11 protein-coding genes are annotated in these 17441 nt (G+C 54.2%); 4 read left to right on the top strand and 7 right to left on the bottom strand.

The window, feature by feature from the left end; all coding sequences use genetic code 11:
• Nucleotides 1–11 precede the first annotated feature (11 nt).
• Together yacL and acnB are read right to left on the bottom strand one after the other, a co-directional pair.
• Complete coding sequence (gene yacL, locus EoCCA6_RS15950) at nt 12–374, bottom strand: protein YacL (RefSeq protein ID WP_047360402.1); 363 nt, start codon at nt 372–374, stop codon at nt 12–14.
• A 206-nt stretch (nt 375–580) separates the two neighbouring features.
• Nucleotides 581–3178: a bifunctional aconitate hydratase 2/2-methylisocitrate dehydratase gene (gene acnB, locus EoCCA6_RS15945; RefSeq protein ID WP_152083474.1), complete on the bottom strand. Its 2598-nt coding sequence runs from the start codon at nt 3176–3178 to the stop codon at nt 581–583.
• 424 nt (nt 3179–3602) lie between these two features.
• On the opposite strand from acnB, the gene EoCCA6_RS15940 reads away from it, so the two are divergent.
• Together EoCCA6_RS15940 and EoCCA6_RS15935 are read left to right on the top strand one after the other, a co-directional pair.
• Nucleotides 3603–5090: a DUF3300 domain-containing protein gene (locus EoCCA6_RS15940; RefSeq protein WP_152083473.1), complete on the top strand. Its 1488-nt coding sequence runs from the start codon at nt 3603–3605 to the stop codon at nt 5088–5090.
• Nucleotides 5091–5100: 10 nt separating this feature from the next.
• Nucleotides 5101–5892 carry a DUF2950 family protein gene (locus EoCCA6_RS15935; protein ID WP_152083472.1) on the top strand — a complete coding sequence of 264 codons (792 nt, stop codon included), beginning with the start codon at nt 5101–5103 and terminating at the stop codon, nt 5890–5892.
• Nucleotides 5893–5938: 46 nt separating this feature from the next.
• Here EoCCA6_RS15935 and traT read toward each other — a convergent pair whose 3' ends face one another.
• The 5 genes from traT to pdhR form a co-directional block, all read right to left on the bottom strand.
• Nucleotides 5939–6670 carry a conjugal transfer complement resistance protein TraT gene (traT, locus tag EoCCA6_RS15930; RefSeq protein ID WP_152083471.1) on the bottom strand — a complete coding sequence of 244 codons (732 nt, stop codon included), beginning with the start codon at nt 6668–6670 and terminating at the stop codon, nt 5939–5941.
• A 197-nt stretch (nt 6671–6867) separates the two neighbouring features.
• Nucleotides 6868–8292 (bottom strand): dihydrolipoyl dehydrogenase, encoded by a 1425-nt coding sequence (gene lpdA / locus EoCCA6_RS15925; protein WP_152084469.1) that lies wholly within the window; start codon nt 8290–8292, stop codon nt 6868–6870.
• A gap of 175 nt (nt 8293–8467) precedes the next feature.
• Nucleotides 8468–10372 carry a pyruvate dehydrogenase complex dihydrolipoyllysine-residue acetyltransferase gene (gene aceF / locus EoCCA6_RS15920; RefSeq protein WP_152083470.1) on the bottom strand — a complete coding sequence of 635 codons (1905 nt, stop codon included), beginning with the start codon at nt 10370–10372 and terminating at the stop codon, nt 8468–8470.
• Between the two features lie 14 nt (nt 10373–10386).
• A complete protein-coding gene (aceE, locus tag EoCCA6_RS15915) occupies nt 10387–13050 on the bottom strand; it encodes a pyruvate dehydrogenase (acetyl-transferring), homodimeric type (protein ID WP_152083469.1) in 2664 nt (887 codons plus the stop codon).
• 122 nt (nt 13051–13172) lie between these two features.
• Nucleotides 13173–13937: a pyruvate dehydrogenase complex transcriptional repressor PdhR gene (pdhR, locus tag EoCCA6_RS15910; RefSeq protein WP_014068921.1), complete on the bottom strand. Its 765-nt coding sequence runs from the start codon at nt 13935–13937 to the stop codon at nt 13173–13175.
• Between the two features lie 537 nt (nt 13938–14474).
• On the opposite strand from pdhR, the gene aroP reads away from it, so the two are divergent.
• Together aroP and EoCCA6_RS15900 are read left to right on the top strand one after the other, a co-directional pair.
• The gene (gene aroP, locus EoCCA6_RS15905; protein WP_152083468.1) at nt 14475–15845 is read left to right on the top strand and encodes an aromatic amino acid transporter AroP; all 1371 of its coding nucleotides are present in this window, start codon (nt 14475–14477) and stop codon (nt 15843–15845) included.
• 165 nt (nt 15846–16010) lie between these two features.
• Nucleotides 16011–17420, top strand: a complete 1410-nt coding sequence (locus tag EoCCA6_RS15900; protein WP_152083467.1) for a glycoside-pentoside-hexuronide (GPH):cation symporter — start codon at nt 16011–16013, stop codon at nt 17418–17420.
• Nucleotides 17421–17441 lie beyond the last annotated feature (21 nt).

Genomic DNA, 17441 nt, shown 5'->3' with positions numbered 1-17441 from the left:
GACGCTCCGGTTTACTTCTGTTTCATAAACTCGCGGTACGCCGCCACTACCTGTAAAAAGTCCTCGACGCCGCACAGCGACAGACTTTCTTCGTCATAGTAGCTCATCCCCTCTTCCATCTCGTCACCCGAGAATTCAAGCTGGTTGGCACGCACCATAACTTCTTCACCATCCATCCATAACGTGTATTCATGCCCGGCTCGTTGCCAGGAACGCTCACTGCCTTTTACCGTATTCGCCGCCTGTTCAACTTCATCGAGAAGCGCGAGATTCTCTTTCACCTCTTCGTTAAACCAGTGCCCAACGGCTTCGTGGCCCATCGACATACGCACCTTCACCACGCCGGTGATGTCGCGCAGAAATTCGTAATCCATAGTGTTTTCCTCTGCAAAGCCATTAGGGTAATTATCGCAGCAGCGAGGAAGAAAAAAAGCGCGGGAGGTGGGAGGAATGAAAATAAAAAACCCACCGACGTTGCGATGGGTTTTGTAGGCCCGGTAAGCGTAGCGCCACCGGCAATGGGTCAGGTGCGGTCTGGTGCCCTCACCCCCAGCCCCTCTCCCACGGGAGAGGGTAGCATTTATACCGCGGTCTGGAAGATCACCCCGTCAGCCTTCTCGGTGTACTGAGAGAGCTGGTCGAAGTTCAGATAGCGATAGGTATCTACCGCTGTCTTATCAACCTGCGCCACAAAGGTCTGGTACTCTTCCGGCGTTGGCAGTTTGCCAATCAGCGCCGCAACCGCCGCCAGCTCCGCAGAGGCCAGGTAAACGTTAGCGCCCGTCCCTAAACGGTTCGGGAAGTTACGGGTCGAAGTGGACACCACCGTCGCACCGTCGGCCACGCGCGCCTGGTTACCCATACACAGGGAACAGCCAGGGATTTCGATACGCGCACCGCTCTTACCGAACACGCTGTAGTAACCCTCTTCGGTCAGCTGTGCAGCGTCCATACGGGTTGGCGGTGCCACCCACAGGCGGGTTGGCAGCTGGCCTTTGTGGGTATCCAGCAGCTTACCGGCAGCACGGAAGTGGCCAATGTTGGTCATGCAGGAACCGATAAACACTTCGTCGATCTTCTCGCCCTGCACTTCAGAGAGTGGACGCGCGTCATCCGGATCGTTCGGCGCACACAGAATTGGCTCTTTAATATCCGCCAGATCGATGTCGATCACTGCCGCATATTCTGCGTCAGCGTCAGCTTCCAGCAGCTGCGGATCGGCCAGCCATTTTTCCATACCCTGGATACGACGCTCCAGCGTGCGACGGTCGCCGTAGCCTTCTGCGATCATCCACTTCAGCAGCACGATGTTAGAGTTCAGATACTCAATAATCGGCTCTTTGTTCAGCTTGATGGTACAGCCCGCGGCAGAACGCTCTGCAGACGCATCGGTCAGCTCGAACGCCTGTTCAACTTTCAGATCCGGCAGACCTTCAATTTCCAGGATACGGCCGGAGAAGATGTTTTTCTTACCTTTCTTCTCAACGGTCAGCAGGCCCTGTTTGATGGCATACAGCGGGATCGCGTGAACCAGGTCACGCAGGGTGATACCCGGCTGCATTTTGCCCTTGAAGCGCACCAGCACCGATTCCGGCATATCCAGCGGCATTACGCCGGTCGCCGCAGCAAACGCCACCAGACCAGAGCCCGCCGGGAAGGAGATACCGATAGGGAAACGGGTATGGGAGTCACCGCCTGTACCCACGGTATCCGGCAGCAGCATACGGTTCAGCCAGGAGTGGATGACGCCATCACCCGGACGCAGAGACACGCCGCCACGGTTCATGATGAAGTCTGGCAGCGTGTGGTGCGTGGTTACGTCAACCGGCTTCGGATACGCCGCAGTGTGGCAGAAGGACTGCATCACCAGGTCAGAAGAGAAGCCCAGGCACGCCAGGTCTTTCAGTTCGTCACGGGTCATTGGGCCAGTGGTGTCCTGAGAGCCTACGGAGGTCATTTTCGGTTCGCAGTATGCGCCAGGACGGATACCGGCTACGCCGCACGCGCGACCGACCATTTTCTGTGCCAGCGAGTAACCGCGGCTGCTTTCCGCCACATCTTTCGCCTGACGGAACACGTCACTGTGCGGCAGACCCAGCGCTTCACGCGCTTTGGTGGTCAGGCCACGGCCGATGATCAGCGGAATACGGCCACCGGCACGCACTTCGTCGATCAACACGTCGGTTTTCAGCTCGAAGCTGGCCAGCAGCTCGTTAGTTTCGTGGTTGCGTACTTCACCTTTATACGGGTAAACGTCAATCACGTCGCCCATGTTCAGGTTGCTCACATCCACTTCAATTGGCAGCGCGCCCGCATCTTCCATGGTGTTAAAGAAGATTGGTGCAATTTTACCGCCGAGGCACAGGCCACCGCCGCGCTTGTTCGGCACGTGCGGAATGTCATCGCCCATGAACCAGAGCACGGAGTTAGTGGCGGATTTACGGGATGAGCCGGTACCCACAACATCACCGACGTAAGCCAGCGGGAAACCTTTTTGCTGCAGGGCTTCGATCTGCTTGATCGGGCCAACAACACCAGGCTGATCTGGCTCGATCCCTTCACGGGCGTTTTTCAGCATCGCCAGGGCGTGCAGAGGGATATCCGGGCGGGACCATGCATCCGGTGCCGGAGAGAGGTCATCGGTGTTAGTTTCACCGGTCACTTTGAAAACAGTGACGGTAATTTTTTCAGCCAGGGCAGGACGGTTCAGGAACCATTCGGCATCCGCCCAGGACTGCATCACCTGCTTCGCATAGACGTTGCCTGCTTTGGCTTTTTCTTCCACATCGTAGAAGTTATCGAACATCAGCAGCGTTGAGGAGAGCGCTTTCGCGGCAATCGGTGCCAGCGTGTCGTTATCCAGCGCGTCAATCAGCGGATGAATGTTATAACCACCCTGCATGGTGCCGAGCAGTTCAATGGCTTTTTCAGGAGTAACCAGTGGGGAGGTGGCTTCGCCTTTGGCGATAGCAGCAAGGAATCCGGCTTTTACGTAGGCAGCTTCATCTACGCCAGGCGGTACGCGGTTGATCAACAGATCTAACAGGAATTCTTCTTCGCCCTCAGGCGGGTTCTTCAGCAGCTCGACGAGCGCGGCCATTTGGGTTGCATCTAAAGGTTTGGGTACAATTCCCTCGGCGGCACGTTCTGCTACGTGCTTACGGTATTCTTCTAGCACGACGGTTCTCCTCGCTCTCATTGTCATATGCGGCGGGCGTTCTCTTCACGCTCCTGTGAGACAGCAGGTTGTAGGGTAAATGCCCGATACCGCGTCGGGCAGCATAGCAGGATTTCTGCACAGTGTTAATCTGTTTACAAAAAAGCAACATTAAATAATTTGCTGAATCGTTAAGGATGGTATAGCAGGGGGTGAACTGAATTTCAGACACAAAAAAACCGCCCGGATTGAAGTGAACCCCGAAAGTTGGACATCCAACGACTTTCCAGCCATCCGATATAATTGTGTAATAAATACTCACACTCTTTATCCGGACGTACCGGGTGGTTCCCCAATAAAAGTCAAAACTGTAAAACACGGGTGAATATACTCGCGGCTACATAAACGCCTTACGGCACAGCGCTCGTCTCGTCGGAGTCATTTTATGAAGTTGCCCTTTAAGCCACATCTGCTTGTTCTTCTTTGCAGTGTCGGGCTGTTTGCCGCCTCTGGCGTGATGTTTGTCAAAAGCCGCGCAACGGAACCTGCCGCCCCTGCTCCCGTCGCTCAACAGTCTGCCGCGCCAGCCTATACCGCCGCGCAAATCGATCAGTGGGTTGCCCCTGTTGCACTCTACCCGGATGCCCTGCTGTCGCAAATTTTTATGGCATCAACCTACCCGTCCAACGTTATCCAGGCTGCACAGTGGTCAAAAGACAATCCTAAAATGCAGGGCGACGCGGCTATCCAGGCCGTTGCCGGGCAACCGTGGGACCCAAGCGTTAAGTCGCTGGTCGCCTTTCCACAGTTGATGTCACTGATGGGCGAAAACCCGCCGTGGGTGCAAAACCTGGGAGATGCTTTCCTCGCGCAGCCTAAAGATGTGATGGATTCCGTTCAGCGCCTGCGATTACTGGCGCAGCAAACCGGCGCATTGCAATCCACACCACAGCAGACCGTCACCACCGTGACAAAGCCTGCCTCGACAAAAACAACAACGGAATCAACAACCACGCCGACGGTCATTAAGATTGAATCCGCCGATCCGCAGGTGATTTACGTTCCTGCCTATAACCCGAATACCGTGTATGGAACCTGGCCCAATACGGCATATCCACCCGTTTATTTACCGCCCTCTCCCGGCGAGCAATTCACCAACAGCCTGGTCAAAGGCTTAGGCTTTAGCCTGGGCGTGGCAACAACGTATGCCATTTTCAGTAATATCGACTGGGATGACGACGATGACTGGGATCACCATCACCACGATGATGACTGGGATCATCACGGCGGGTATAGCCACAACGGCGACAACAACATCAATATCAACGTTGATAACTTCAACAAAATCAGCGGCCAGCATCTGACGAATATCAGCCATAACTGGCAGCACAATCCCGCCTACCGTGAAGGCGTGCCGTACCCAACCAACCAGCTCAACAGCCGTTTCCATTCAACCCATTCAACAACCGGCCTCAGTGCGACGCAGCAAAAACCGATCAACCGCGACAGCCAGCGTCAGGCCGCGCTGACTCAAATGGAGAAATCGACGGGAAAAACGTTTTCTCAGTCGGCGCATACCGGCACCAGAGATGCACAGCGCCAGGCTTCAAACCAGCAACTGAAGCAGATTTCTCAGCGCAATAACTACCGTGGCTATGACACCAAACCGCAACCCCTGAAGCGCGCAAGCACGCCGCTGCGTGAAAATCGCCACGCTGAGATGCAAAGTCAACAGAAACGGATTTCGCAGACGGCGCAGCAGCACACCTGGCCGCATCGTGCCAATGCCCTGAGCGGCAACGACAGCCGTTCAGCCAACTGGCAAGCCCAGCAGCAGCGTGGTGCGCAAAGTCGTCAGCTTTCGGCACGCCAACAACAGCCACGGCAAATATCTGCCGGCCGGACTGAACACCATGAATTCCGTCATCGCTAAGGGAACCGACATGAAAAGAAAACTCCTCACAGGCATGGTGCTGTTCATGGTGTCGGCCTCCACGATGGCGCAACAATCCTTCAGCACGCCTGACCAGGCGACCGACGCGCTGGCAAACGCCATTAACACGCAAAATGAAAGTGCTATGAACACGTTACTCGGGGAACACTGGCGCGATTTTCTGCCGCCAGAAGGCGTCGATCCTGAGGCCGTTGACCGCTTCTTGCGCGACTGGAAAGTCCGGCATAGCACCGTCATTAATGGCGATGTCGCGCATCTGGTCGTCGGCGACGGCAACTGGCAACTGCCGATCCCGGTGATCAAAACCGCCTCCGGCTGGCACTTCGATATGCACGACGCTGCCGAAGAGATCCTGACCCGCGAAATCGGGCGCAACGAACTCGCCGCAATCGAAGCACTGCATGCTTATGTGGATGCGCAGCGAAGCTATTACGCGATGAACCAGAAATACGCGCAAAAAATTATCAGCTCTGAAGGGAAAAAAGACGGACTGTACTGGCCCATTTCACCCGGCGAAGCACCCAGCCCGCTTGGTCCGGCTTTCAGTCCGAAAGAGCCGGGTGCGGGCTATCACGGCTATCGGTTCCGCATTCTGCCGGATGAGAAAGGATTTGCGATGATCGCCTGGCCAGTCAGTTATGGTCAGACAGGGGTGATGAGTTTTCTGATAAATCAGGATGATAAGGTGTACCAGACCAATCTCGGCAATGAGTCAGCGAAAAAAGCACAGGCGCTGACTGCATACTCTCCGGATAAAACCTGGCAGCCCGTCGCCCCATAGGACAACCCCAGGCCGGGTGAGCACACGCGCCACCCGGCTGTTTTTTTTACAGGATATTTGCGACAGATTTCGCCAGTTGAGCTTCGAGAACCGGTTTCGCCTCTTCAAACTTCAGGTTCACTTTATTAGCGTTAGATACCACGCGAGTCTGATACTTCGCGCGATCGCCCTGCTCTGTGCTGGTTTGCAGTTTCACACCAGACGTCCCCTGACGCAGGGCTGCGATGTTATCAGTGGTCACTTTCGCTTTGCTGCGCTCCGAGATCTGCAGGTCGGTGACCATGGTGTAGTTCACATCTTCTACCATTGCATCTGCCGCCATACCGATCAGGCCAGCCGCCAGCCCCACACCCAGCGCCGCGCCGGAGGAGTTGCTGTTATAGGCAGTGATACCCGCACCCAGAGCCGCCCCCACAGCGGCACCTTCATAACCGGTTTTCAGGTAGCCCTGAGCTTCACGCAGGTCCATTTTGTCCGCTTTCAGAACGTTCGCCTGCACCCAGTAGTAAGCGCTATCTGGTGAGCTGGTGACTTTGTAGCCTTTCGCTATCAGGTCGTTCGCCAGCAGAGTCTGCAGATTGCTCATGTCTTTATCAGAAGTGTTTTTAACCTGAATGTAGACTGTTTTTTCATTAGATGGCTCAAGCCAGACGGTTTCGCTCATCTGAGTTTTCACTTCCAGATTGCGTTTCTTTACCGCCGTGGAGACCGCGCCACATCCGGTCAGCGTCAGCGCTGCTGCCACTAAGCCAATCACCGCAACTTTCTTCAAAGACATGTGTTTTCCTTTTTTCGTGTAATAAAAGAGTCCAGAACCCCTAAACCGCGCGGCCAGTAGCCACACAATGGTGAAAAAAGTATCGGCAGATGGAAGAAAATTCTTAGCGGAAATATCAATGAGATGACTACCAGAACAGGTAGTTTTCAGGACAAAAAAAACGCCTCCGGAGAGGCGTTTATCAGGCAGGAAGAAACTTATTTCTTCTTCGCTTTCGCGTTTGGCAGGTCGGTAATGCTACCTTCGAACACTTCTGCCGCCAGGCCCACAGACTCATGCAGAGTTGGGTGAGCGTGGATGGTCAGCGCGATGTCTTCAGCGTCACAGCCCATTTCGATCGCCAGGCCGATTTCACCCAGCAGTTCGCCGCCGTTAGTCCCGACAATCGCACCACCGATGACGCGGTGAGTCTCTTTATCGAAGATCAGTTTGGTCATACCGTCTGCGCAGTCGGACGCGATAGCACGGCCAGAAGCAGCCCACGGGAAGGTGGCGGTCTCAAAACTGATGCCTTTCTCTTTCGCTTCTTTCTCAGTCAGACCCACCCATGCCACTTCTGGCTCGGTGTAGGCGATAGATGGGATCACTTTCGGATCGAAATAGTGTTTCATGCCGGCGATAACTTCAGCGGCAACGTGACCTTCGTGAACACCTTTGTGCGCCAGCATAGGCTGACCGACGATATCGCCGATAGCAAAGATGTGCGGCACGTTAGTGCGCAGCTGTTTGTCAACGCGGATGAAGCCACGGTCGTCCACTTCCACGCCCGCTTTACCGGCGTCGAGGTTTTTACCGTTCGGCACACGGCCGATAGCCACCAGCACGGCGTCGTAACGCTGTGGTTCAGATGGGGCTTTTTTGCCTTCCATGGAAACGTAAATACCGTCTTCTTTCGCTTCAACGGCAGTCACTTTGGTTTCCAGCATCAGGTTGAATTTCTTGCTGATGCGTTTGGTGAAGACTTTCACGATGTCTTTATCAGCAGCCGGGATAACCTGGTCGAACATTTCAACCACGTCAATCTCTGAACCCAGGGCATGGTACACAGTACCCATTTCCAGACCGATGATACCGCCACCCATAACCAGCAGGCGTTTTGGAACGGTTTTCAGTTCCAGTGCATCGGTAGAATCCCACACGCGTGGATCTTCATGTGGAATGAATGGCAGTTCGATTGGGCGAGAGCCCGCCGCGATGATCGCGTTGTCGAAGTTGATCACGGTTTTGCCGTTTTCACCTTCCACTTCCAGGGTGTTCGCCCCGGTGAATTTACCCAGACCGTTAACCACTTTCACTTTACGGCCTTTGGCCATGCCAGCCAGACCACCGGTCAGTTGAGTGATAACTTTCTCTTTCCAGGTACGAATTTTGTCGATATCGGTTTTCGGCTCGCCGAAGACGATACCGTGTTCAGCCAGCGCTTTGGCTTCTTCGATAACTTTTGCTACGTGCAGCAGCGCTTTAGAAGGGATACAGCCGACGTTCAGACAAACACCACCGAGGGTGTTGTAACGTTCTACGATGACGGTTTCCAGACCTAAATCCGCGCAGCGGAATGCTGCGGAGTAACCTGCCGGGCCTGCCCCAAGTACTACGACCTGAGTTTTGATTTCTGTGCTCATCATGACCTCTTAATGTATACCCGTCGTCCACCGGGTCGTTCTATCCGCCCGTATTTTACAAAATCGTTAACAATTTTGAAACAACAAACGGTTCATGAATTCTTGCTTTCGCCAATAACCTCACTGACTCCATGAGGTTACCAGAAAAAAGCCGGCCGACTGGCCGGCTTTTCACTTACATCACCAGGCGGCGAATGTCGCTCAGGGTGTTATTGATGATGGTGATGAAACGCGCACCATCAGCACCGTCGATGACGCGGTGGTCGAAGGACAGAGAGATTGGCATCATCAGACGCGGCACGAACTCTTTGCCATTCCACACCGGCTCCATCGCGGACTTGGACACACCGAGGATAGCCACTTCCGGCGCGTTCACAATCGGCGCGAAGTGGGTGGTACCCAGGCCGCCGATGCTGGAGATAGTGAAGCAGCCGCCCTGCATTTCGCCGGCAGTCAGCTTACCATCACGCGCTTTCTTAGAGATGGTGGTCAGTTCACGGGACAGCTCAGTGATGCTCTTCTTGTTCACGTCCTTGAAGACCGGAACAACCAGACCATTTGGCGTATCAACCGCAACACCGATGTTGATGTATTTCTTCAGCGTCAGCTTCTGGCCATCTTCGGACAGGGAGCTGTTGAAGCGTGGCATCTGCTCCAGAGCCGCCGCAACCGCTTTCATGATGAAGACCACCGGGGTGAATTTCACGTCCAGTTTACGCTTCTCTGCTTCGGCGTTCTGCTGTTTACGGAACGCTTCCAGATCGGTGATATCGGTTTTGTCGAAGTGCGTAACGTGCGGGATCATCACCCAGTTACGGCTCAGGTTAGCACCAGAGATTTTCTGGATACGGCCCAGTTCCACTTCTTCGATTTCACCGAACTTGCTGAAGTCCACTTTCGGCCATGGCAGCATGCCAGGGATACCGCCGCCAGCGGCTGCAGCCGGTGCAGCTTCGGCGCGTTTCACCGCGTCTTTCACGTAAGCCTGAACGTCTTCACGCAGGATACGACCTTTACGGCCCGTCCCTTTCACTTTCGCCAGGTTCACACCGAATTCGCGCGCCAGGCGACGAATCAGTGGCGTCGCGTGGACGTAAGCGTCGTTTTCAGCAAACTCAGATTTGCCTTCCGCTTTCGCAGCAGGGGCAGCAGCTGGTTTAGACGCCTGAGCCGGTGCAGCAGCAGGGGCTGGTGCAGCCGCGGCAGCCGGAGCGGCGGCAGGTGCAGCGCCTTCCACTTCGAAGACCATGATCAGAGAGCCGGTAGACACTTTGTCGCCGGTGCTGATTTTGATCTCTTTAACGGTACCGGCGAACGGCGCAGGCACTTCCATGGAAGCCTTGTCGCCTTCAACGGTGATCAGTGACTGTTCAGCGGCAACTTTATCGCCCACTTTCACCATCACTTCGGTCACTTCTACTTCGTCACCGCCGATGTCCGGTACGTTAACGTCTTTCGCGCCGCCAGCAGCCGCTGGTGCAGCAGCCTGAGCCGGTGCAGCTTCCGCTTTTGCTGGAGCCGCAGCGCCTTCAGCGCCTGCCACTTCGAAGACCATAATCAGGGAACCCGTAGACACTTTGTCACCGGTGTTGATCTTGATCTCTTTAACGGTACCCGCGAACGGAGCCGGCACTTCCATAGAGGCTTTGTCGCCTTCTACGGTGATCAGTGACTGCTCGGCCGCAACGGTATCGCCCACTTTCACCAGGATTTCAGTGACTTCAACTTCGTCACCGCCGATGTCAGGCACGTTCACTTCTTTCGCTGCCGCGGCAGCTGCTGGAGCAGCGGCAGCAGGAGCGGCTTCTTTCTTCTCTTCCTGCGCAGGTGCAGCAGCTGCTGCACCGTCGGCGGAATCGAAAATCATGATCAGTTTGCCCGTCTCGGTTTTATCGCCAACAGAGACTTTGATCTCTTTAACGATGCCAGCCTGAGGAGACGGGACTTCCATAGAGGCTTTGTCGCCTTCTACGGTGATCAGCGACTGTTCAGCTTCAACTTTGTCGCCCACTTTGACCAGGATCTCGGTGATTTCAACTTCATCAGCCCCGATGTCCGGTACTTTGATTTCGATAGCCATTATTCTTTTACCTCTTACGCCAGACGCGGGTTAACTTTTTCTGCATCGATGTTGAATTTGGTAATTGCGTCCGCAACCACTTTCTTATCGATTTCGCCACGTTTAGCCAGTTCGCCCAGTGCTGCTACCACCACGTAAGAAGCATCAACTTCGAAGTGATGACGCAGGTTTTCGCGGCTGTCAGAACGACCGAAGCCGTCAGTACCCAGAACGCGATAATCATCAGCTGGAACGTAAGTACGAACCTGCTCAGCGAACAGTTTCATATAGTCAGTAGACGCCACCGCTGGTGCATCGTTCATCACCTGAGCGATGTACGGAACGCGTGGAGTTTCCATTGGGTGCAGCATGTTCCAGCGCTCACAATCCTGGCCATCACGCGCCAGTTCAGTGAAGGAGGTAACAGAGTACACATCGGAACCGACACCGTAGTCTTTCGCCAGGATCTGCGCTGCTTCACGAACGTGACGCAGGATAGAGCCGGAGCCCAGCAGCTGAACTTTACCTTTGCTACCTTCGAGGGTTTCGAGTTTGTAGATACCTTTACGGATACCTTCCTCGGCACCTGCTGGCATGGCCGGCATGTGGTAGTTTTCGTTCAGGGTGGTGATGTAGTAGTAAATGTTCTCTTGTGCTTCACCGTACATGCGCTGCAGACCGTCATGCATGATGACTGCCACTTCGTACGCGTAGGACGGATCGTAAGAGATACAGTTAGGGATAGTCAGAGACTGAATGTGGCTGTGACCATCTTCGTGCTGCAGACCTTCACCGTTCAGGGTCGTACGACCGGAAGTACCACCGATCAGGAAGCCGCGAGCCTGCTGGTCGCCTGCCTGCCAGCACAGGTCACCGATACGCTGGAACCCGAACATGGAGTAGTAGATGTAGAACGGGATCATCGGCAGGTTGTTGGTGCTGTAAGAGGTCGCAGCAGCCAGCCAGGATGCGCCTGCGCCCAGCTCGTTAATACCTTCCTGCAGGATCTGACCTTTCTCGTCTTCTTTGTAGTATGCAACCTGCTCACGGTCCTGCGGGGTGTACTGCTGGCCGTTCGGGCTGTAGATACCGATCTGACGGAACAGACCTTCCATACCGAAAGTACGCGCTTCGTCGGCGATGATTGGCACCAGACGATCTTTGATCGACTTGTTCTTCAGCATCACGTTCAGGGCACGAACGAAAGCGATGGTGGTGGAGATCTCTTTGTTCTGCTCTTCCAGCAGCTGAGAGAAATCTTCCAGCGCTGGCAGTTCCAGCTTCTCGGTGAATTTAGGCTGGCGAGCAGGCAGGTAGCCTTTCAGCGCCTGACGACGTTCGTGCAGGTACTTGTGCTCTTCAGAGCCTTCAGGGAAGGTGATGTAAGACAGGTTTTCTACCTGCTCATCGGTCACTGGAACGTTGAAACGGTCGCGGATATAACGCACGCCGTCCATGTTCATTTTCTTCACCTGGTGAGCGATGTTTTTACCTTCTGCGGTATCGCCCATGCCGTAACCTTTGATGGTGTGGGCCAGAATGACAGTCGCTTTACCTTTGGTTTCCTGCGCTTTTTTCAGTGCAGCGTAGACTTTCTTCGGATCGTGACCACCGCGGTTCAGGGCCCAGATCTGCTCGTCAGTCCAGTCTGCAACCAGCGCTGCGGTTTCAGGGTATTTGCCGAAGAAGTGCTCACGCACGTAGGCACCGTCTTTGGATTTGAAGGTCTGGTAGTCACCGTCAACGGTTTCGTTCATCAGCTGGATCAGTTTACCGCTGGTGTCTTTACGCAGCAGCTCATCCCAACGACCGCCCCACATGACTTTAATCACGTTCCAGCCAGCACCCGCGAAGATGCCTTCCAGTTCGTTGATGATCTTGCCGTTACCGGTTACCGGACCATCCAGACGCTGCAGGTTACAGTTGATGATGAAGCACAGGTTGTCCAGCTTCTCACGGGTCGCGATGGTGATCGCGCCTTTAGATTCTGGCTCATCCATTTCGCCGTCGCCCAGGAAGGCGTAAACGGTCTGCTCGGAGGTGTCTTTCAGACCACGGTGTTCCAGGTATTTCAGGAATTTAGCCTGATAGATCGCACCGATTGGGCCCAGACCCATAGAAACGGTCGGGAACTGCCAGAACTCAGGCATCAGTTTAGGGTGCGGGTAAGAAGACAGACCTTTACCGTGAACTTCCTGACGGAAGTTGTTCATCTGCTCTTCAGTCAGACGACCTTCCAGGAATGCACGTGCATAGATGCCCGGAGAGATGTGGCCCTGGAAGTACACCAGATCGCCGCCGTCTTTCTCGTTCGCTGCACGGAAGAAGTGGTTGAAGCACACTTCGTAAACGGTTGCAGAAGACTGGAAGGACGCCATGTGGCCACCCAGTTCCAGGTCTTTCTTGGATGCGCGCAGAACGGTCATGATGGCGTTCCAGCGAATTGCTGAACGGATACGACGTTCCAGATCAAGATTGCCCGGATATTCCGGTTCGTCTTCAACGGCAATCGTGTTTACGTAGTTGTTAGCCCCTGCACCTGCAGCAACCTTCACGCCACCTTTGCGGGCTTCAGAAAGCAGCTGATCAATCAGATACTGAGCGCGCTCAACACCTTCTTCACGGATGACCGATTCGATCGCCTGTAGCCAGTCGCGAGTTTCGATCGGATCCACGTCATTTTGGAGACGTTCTGACATGGGGGTATTCCTTATCTATCTAATACGTTGATTTGTCTGGAACCTGTCCCATTGTATTTTCGTCAGAAAACACAATAAGACAGGTTCTGCGTTTAGTTGCCGCGCTCTAAAGTACCTGGCGCTTAATCCTTTCGTTGCTGTATGCGGCGTAATGAACGTTCGCGACGCGATTGTTCACGGCTGCGGTCCAGCAAGATTTCCTCAATGAAAGCCAGATGGCGGTGCGACGCTTCGCGCGCCTGCTCCGGTTCCCCGGCCATTATCGCCTCGAATACTCGGGTGCGATGGTTGCTTACCAGCGGGAGCATTTCCCGACGGGCATACAACAATTCAAAATTCTGACGAACGTTCTGGGCCAGCATCGGCTCCATGCAGCGTAGCAGATGGAGGAGCACCACATTGTGTGCCGCTTCGGTGACGGCAATTTGATACTGGACGACGGCATCGGACTCGGCGTCTAAATCGCCGGACTGCTGTGCCCGTTCAATGGCCTGATGCAGCTCGCGGATACGCACGCGATCTTCATCAGTGCTGCGAAGGGCGGCGTAATAGGCCGCAATACCTTCAAGCGCGTGACGGGTCTCAAGCAGATCAAACTGGGATTCTGGGTGGTCAGAGAGAAGTTCTACCAGCGGATCGCTGAAGCTCTGCCACAGGCTGTTTTGTACAAAAGTTCCGCCGCCCTGGCGACGAAGCAGCAAGCCCTTTGCTTCGAGACGTTGAATCGCCTCACGCAGAGAGGGGCGTGAAACGTCGAACTGTTTTGCCAGCTCGCGTTCTGGCGGAAGTTTTTCACCTGGGCGCAGTGTCCCTTCGAGGATTAAAAACTCCAGCTGCTGCTCAATCACATCGGAAAGTTTTGGTTGGCGAATTTTGCTGTAGGCCATATTCCCTGTCTTACGCCTTTTTGCCCGGAGTCAATTGGTCTTACCAATTTCAAGTTCGTATCGCTAAAGTAACAAAGTATTCACCTTCTGTCCATATTGGTTTTGATTGAAATCAGTAAACCCTGCACATTTTAACAACCTTACAGAAATAACGTTTCAGAAATGTAACTTTGCACAAATGAGTTGATTACTACCAAAGAGGCAGTTTTAACCATAATGAAACGAGGGTTTTTGCAATCTGAAGCGATTCAACAACGCAAATAATGAAAATTCGCCCACTTATGGAGCATTTCTATTCTATAGGTTGGGATACGAAGGGTTAACGGACCGATTTACAAATGCTTTCTTTTTATTCAACTCGTCATCATCCCTTCATAAAGCAGGTGCATTCGATGGCACTTACCACTATTCTGGCGCTTACGGAAGTCATCTCCGCTTTTTTCGGCATCGTTGACCGTAAAGAAATAAATACAGAAAACGGACTTTGATAATTACACACGCACAGCGTGAACATAACAACCACACACGAGGTTTCAAATGGAAGCTCAACAGCATGGCGATCAGCTTAAGCGCGGCCTTAAAAACCGCCATATTCAGCTCATCGCATTGGGCGGTGCGATTGGTACCGGCCTGTTTCTGGGAAGCGCATCCGTTATCCAGTCGGCCGGTCCGGGCATTATTTTGGGTTACGCGATCGCGGGTTTTATTGCCTTTCTGATTATGCGTCAGTTGGGTGAGATGGTCGTGGAAGAGCCGGTAGCCGGTTCGTTCAGCCACTTTGCCTATAAATACTGGGGCAGTTTCGCGGGCTTCGCTTCAGGCTGGAACTACTGGGTACTGTACGTACTGGTTGCCATGGCTGAACTGACGGCGGTCGGGAAATACATCCAGTTCTGGTATCCGGATATCCCAACCTGGGTCTCTGCAGCCGCGTTCTTCGTCCTGATTAACGCTATTAACCTGACCAACGTAAAAGTGTTTGGGGAGATGGAGTTCTGGTTTGCCATTATTAAAGTGATTGCCGTGGTGGCGATGATCATCTTTGGCGGCTGGTTGCTGTTCAGCGGCAATGGCGGCCCGCAGGCAACGGTACGTAACCTCTGGGAGCAAGGCGGGTTCCTGCCTCACGGTATGACCGGTCTGGTAATGATGATGGCAATTATCATGTTCTCCTTCGGCGGCCTGGAGCTGGTGGGCATCACCGCCGCAGAAGCCGACAACCCGGAGCAGAGCATCCCGAAAGCGACTAACCAGGTTATCTACCGTATTCTGATCTTCTATGTGGGCTCGCTGGCCGTGCTGCTCTCTCTGCTGCCGTGGACGCGCGTCACCGCTGACACCAGCCCGTTCGTGCTGATCTTCCACGAGCTGGGCGATACCTTCGTGGCGAATGCCCTGAACATCGTGGTGCTGACCGCTGCGCTGTCTGTTTATAACAGCTGCGTCTACTGCAACAGCCGCATGCTGTTCGGCCTGGCGCAGCAGGGCAACGCGCCGAAAGCGCTGCTTAACGTCGACAAGCGCGGCGTGCCGGTAAATACCATCATCGTTTCGGCGATTGTTACTGCACTGTGCGTGCTGATTAACTACCTGGCACCGGAATCTGCCTTCGGCCTGCTGATGGCGCTGGTGGTCTCTGCTCTGGTCATTAACTGGGCGATGATCAGCCTGGCGCACATTAAGTTCCGCCGTGCCAAACAGCAGCAAGGCGTGACCACCCGCTTCCCTGCCCTGCTCTACCCGCTGGGTAACTGGGTTTGCCTGCTGTTCATGGCGGCCGTGCTGGTCATCATGCTGATCACCCCTGGCATGGCAATTTCCGTGTACCTGATCCCGGTCTGGATTGCTGTTCTCGGCGTGGGCTATCTGGTTAAACAGAAAAACGCCAAAACGGTGAAAGCGCACTAACGGTTCTCCCCTCTGTACCCCTTTTTGCGGGTGCAGAGGGTTGTTACCTTCCTCACAAATTCTCGCCTACAGCTATTTCATCCATATCACCGCCTTTATCCTGCAACGCATATATTTGTTCGCCAGCAAATAATTCTCTCCATACCGTAACCCGGAGAGCTGTCGATGGATAACAACAAACTGTCAGTTAAAGAAAAGATCGGCTATGGCATGGGCGACGCAGGGTGTAACATCATCTTCGGCGCTATCATGTTGTTTGTTAACTATTTCTATACGGATATTTTTGGTCTTGCGCCTGCACTGGTCGGCGTATTGTTGCTGTCAGTTCGCGTGATTGATGCCGTGACTGACCCGATCATGGGAGCCATTGCCGACCGCACGCGCAGTAAATACGGTCGTTTTCGTCCATGGTTGCTGTGGATTGCCTTCCCCTATGCGCTGTTCAGCATCCTGATGTTCACCACGCCAGAGTGGAGCTATAACAGCAAAGTTATCTATGCGTTTGTCACCTATTTCCTGCTGTCGCTGACCTATACGGCCATCAACATCCCGTACTGCTCGCTGGGCGGTGTGATCACCAACGATCCAAAAGAGCGCGTCGCCTGCCAGTCCTACCGATTTGTGATGGTCGGTATTGCCACGCTGCTGCTCTCACTGACGCTGCTACCGATGGCCGACTGGTTCGGCGGGGATAACAAAGCCAAAGGCTACCAGATGGCAATGACCGTGCTGGCACTGATTGGCACCTGTATGTTCCTGTTCTGCTTTGCGACCGTGCGGGAGCGCGTGCGCCCGGCAGTGCAGACCAACGACGAGCTGAAAAACGATCTCAAGGACGTATGGAAGAACGACCAGTGGGTACGCATTCTGCTGCTGACCCTGTGCAACGTCTGCCCTGGTTTTATCCGCATGGCAGCCACGATGTATTACGTCACCTGGGTGATGGGCCAAAGTACCCACTTCGCCACCCTGTTTATCAGCCTGGGCGTGGTGGGCATGATGCTTGGCAGCATGCTGGCGAAAGTGCTGACCGACCGCTGGTGTAAGCTGAAAGTGTTTTTCTGGACCAACATCGTGCTGGCGATTTTCTCCTGCGCCTTCTGGTTCTTTGACCCTAAAGCCACGGTCACTATTGTCGTGCTCTACGTCCTGCTGAATATCCTGCACCAGATCCCGTCTCCGCTGCACTGGTCGCTGATGGCCGACGTGGATGACTACGGCGAGTGGAAAACCGGGAAACGCATCACCGGGATCAGCTTCTCCGGCAACATCTTCTTCCTCAAGTTGGGGCTGGCAATTGCCGGTGCGATGGTCGGTTTCCTGCTCTCCTGGTACGGCTACGACGCGGGTGCGAAAGCGCAAAGCGCGGAGGCTCTCAACGGGATTGTGCTGCTGTTTACCGTCATTCCGGGCATCGGTTATCTCATTACGGCGGGCGTGGTACGTCTGCTGAAAGTGGACCGCGAAACGATGAAGCAGATCCAGGCGGATCTGGAGAAGCGTCGCATCAACTACCGCGAGCTGAATGACTATACCCTAAATAATTCGAGTTGCAGGAAGGCGGCAAGGGAGTGAATCCCCTGGAGCGTACATAAG

The sequence above is a fragment of the Enterobacter oligotrophicus genome, assembly GCF_009176645.1.
Taxonomy (GTDB): Bacteria; Pseudomonadota; Gammaproteobacteria; order Enterobacterales; family Enterobacteriaceae; genus Enterobacter; species Enterobacter oligotrophicus.
This window is presented reverse-complemented; position numbering and strand designations above follow the sequence as displayed.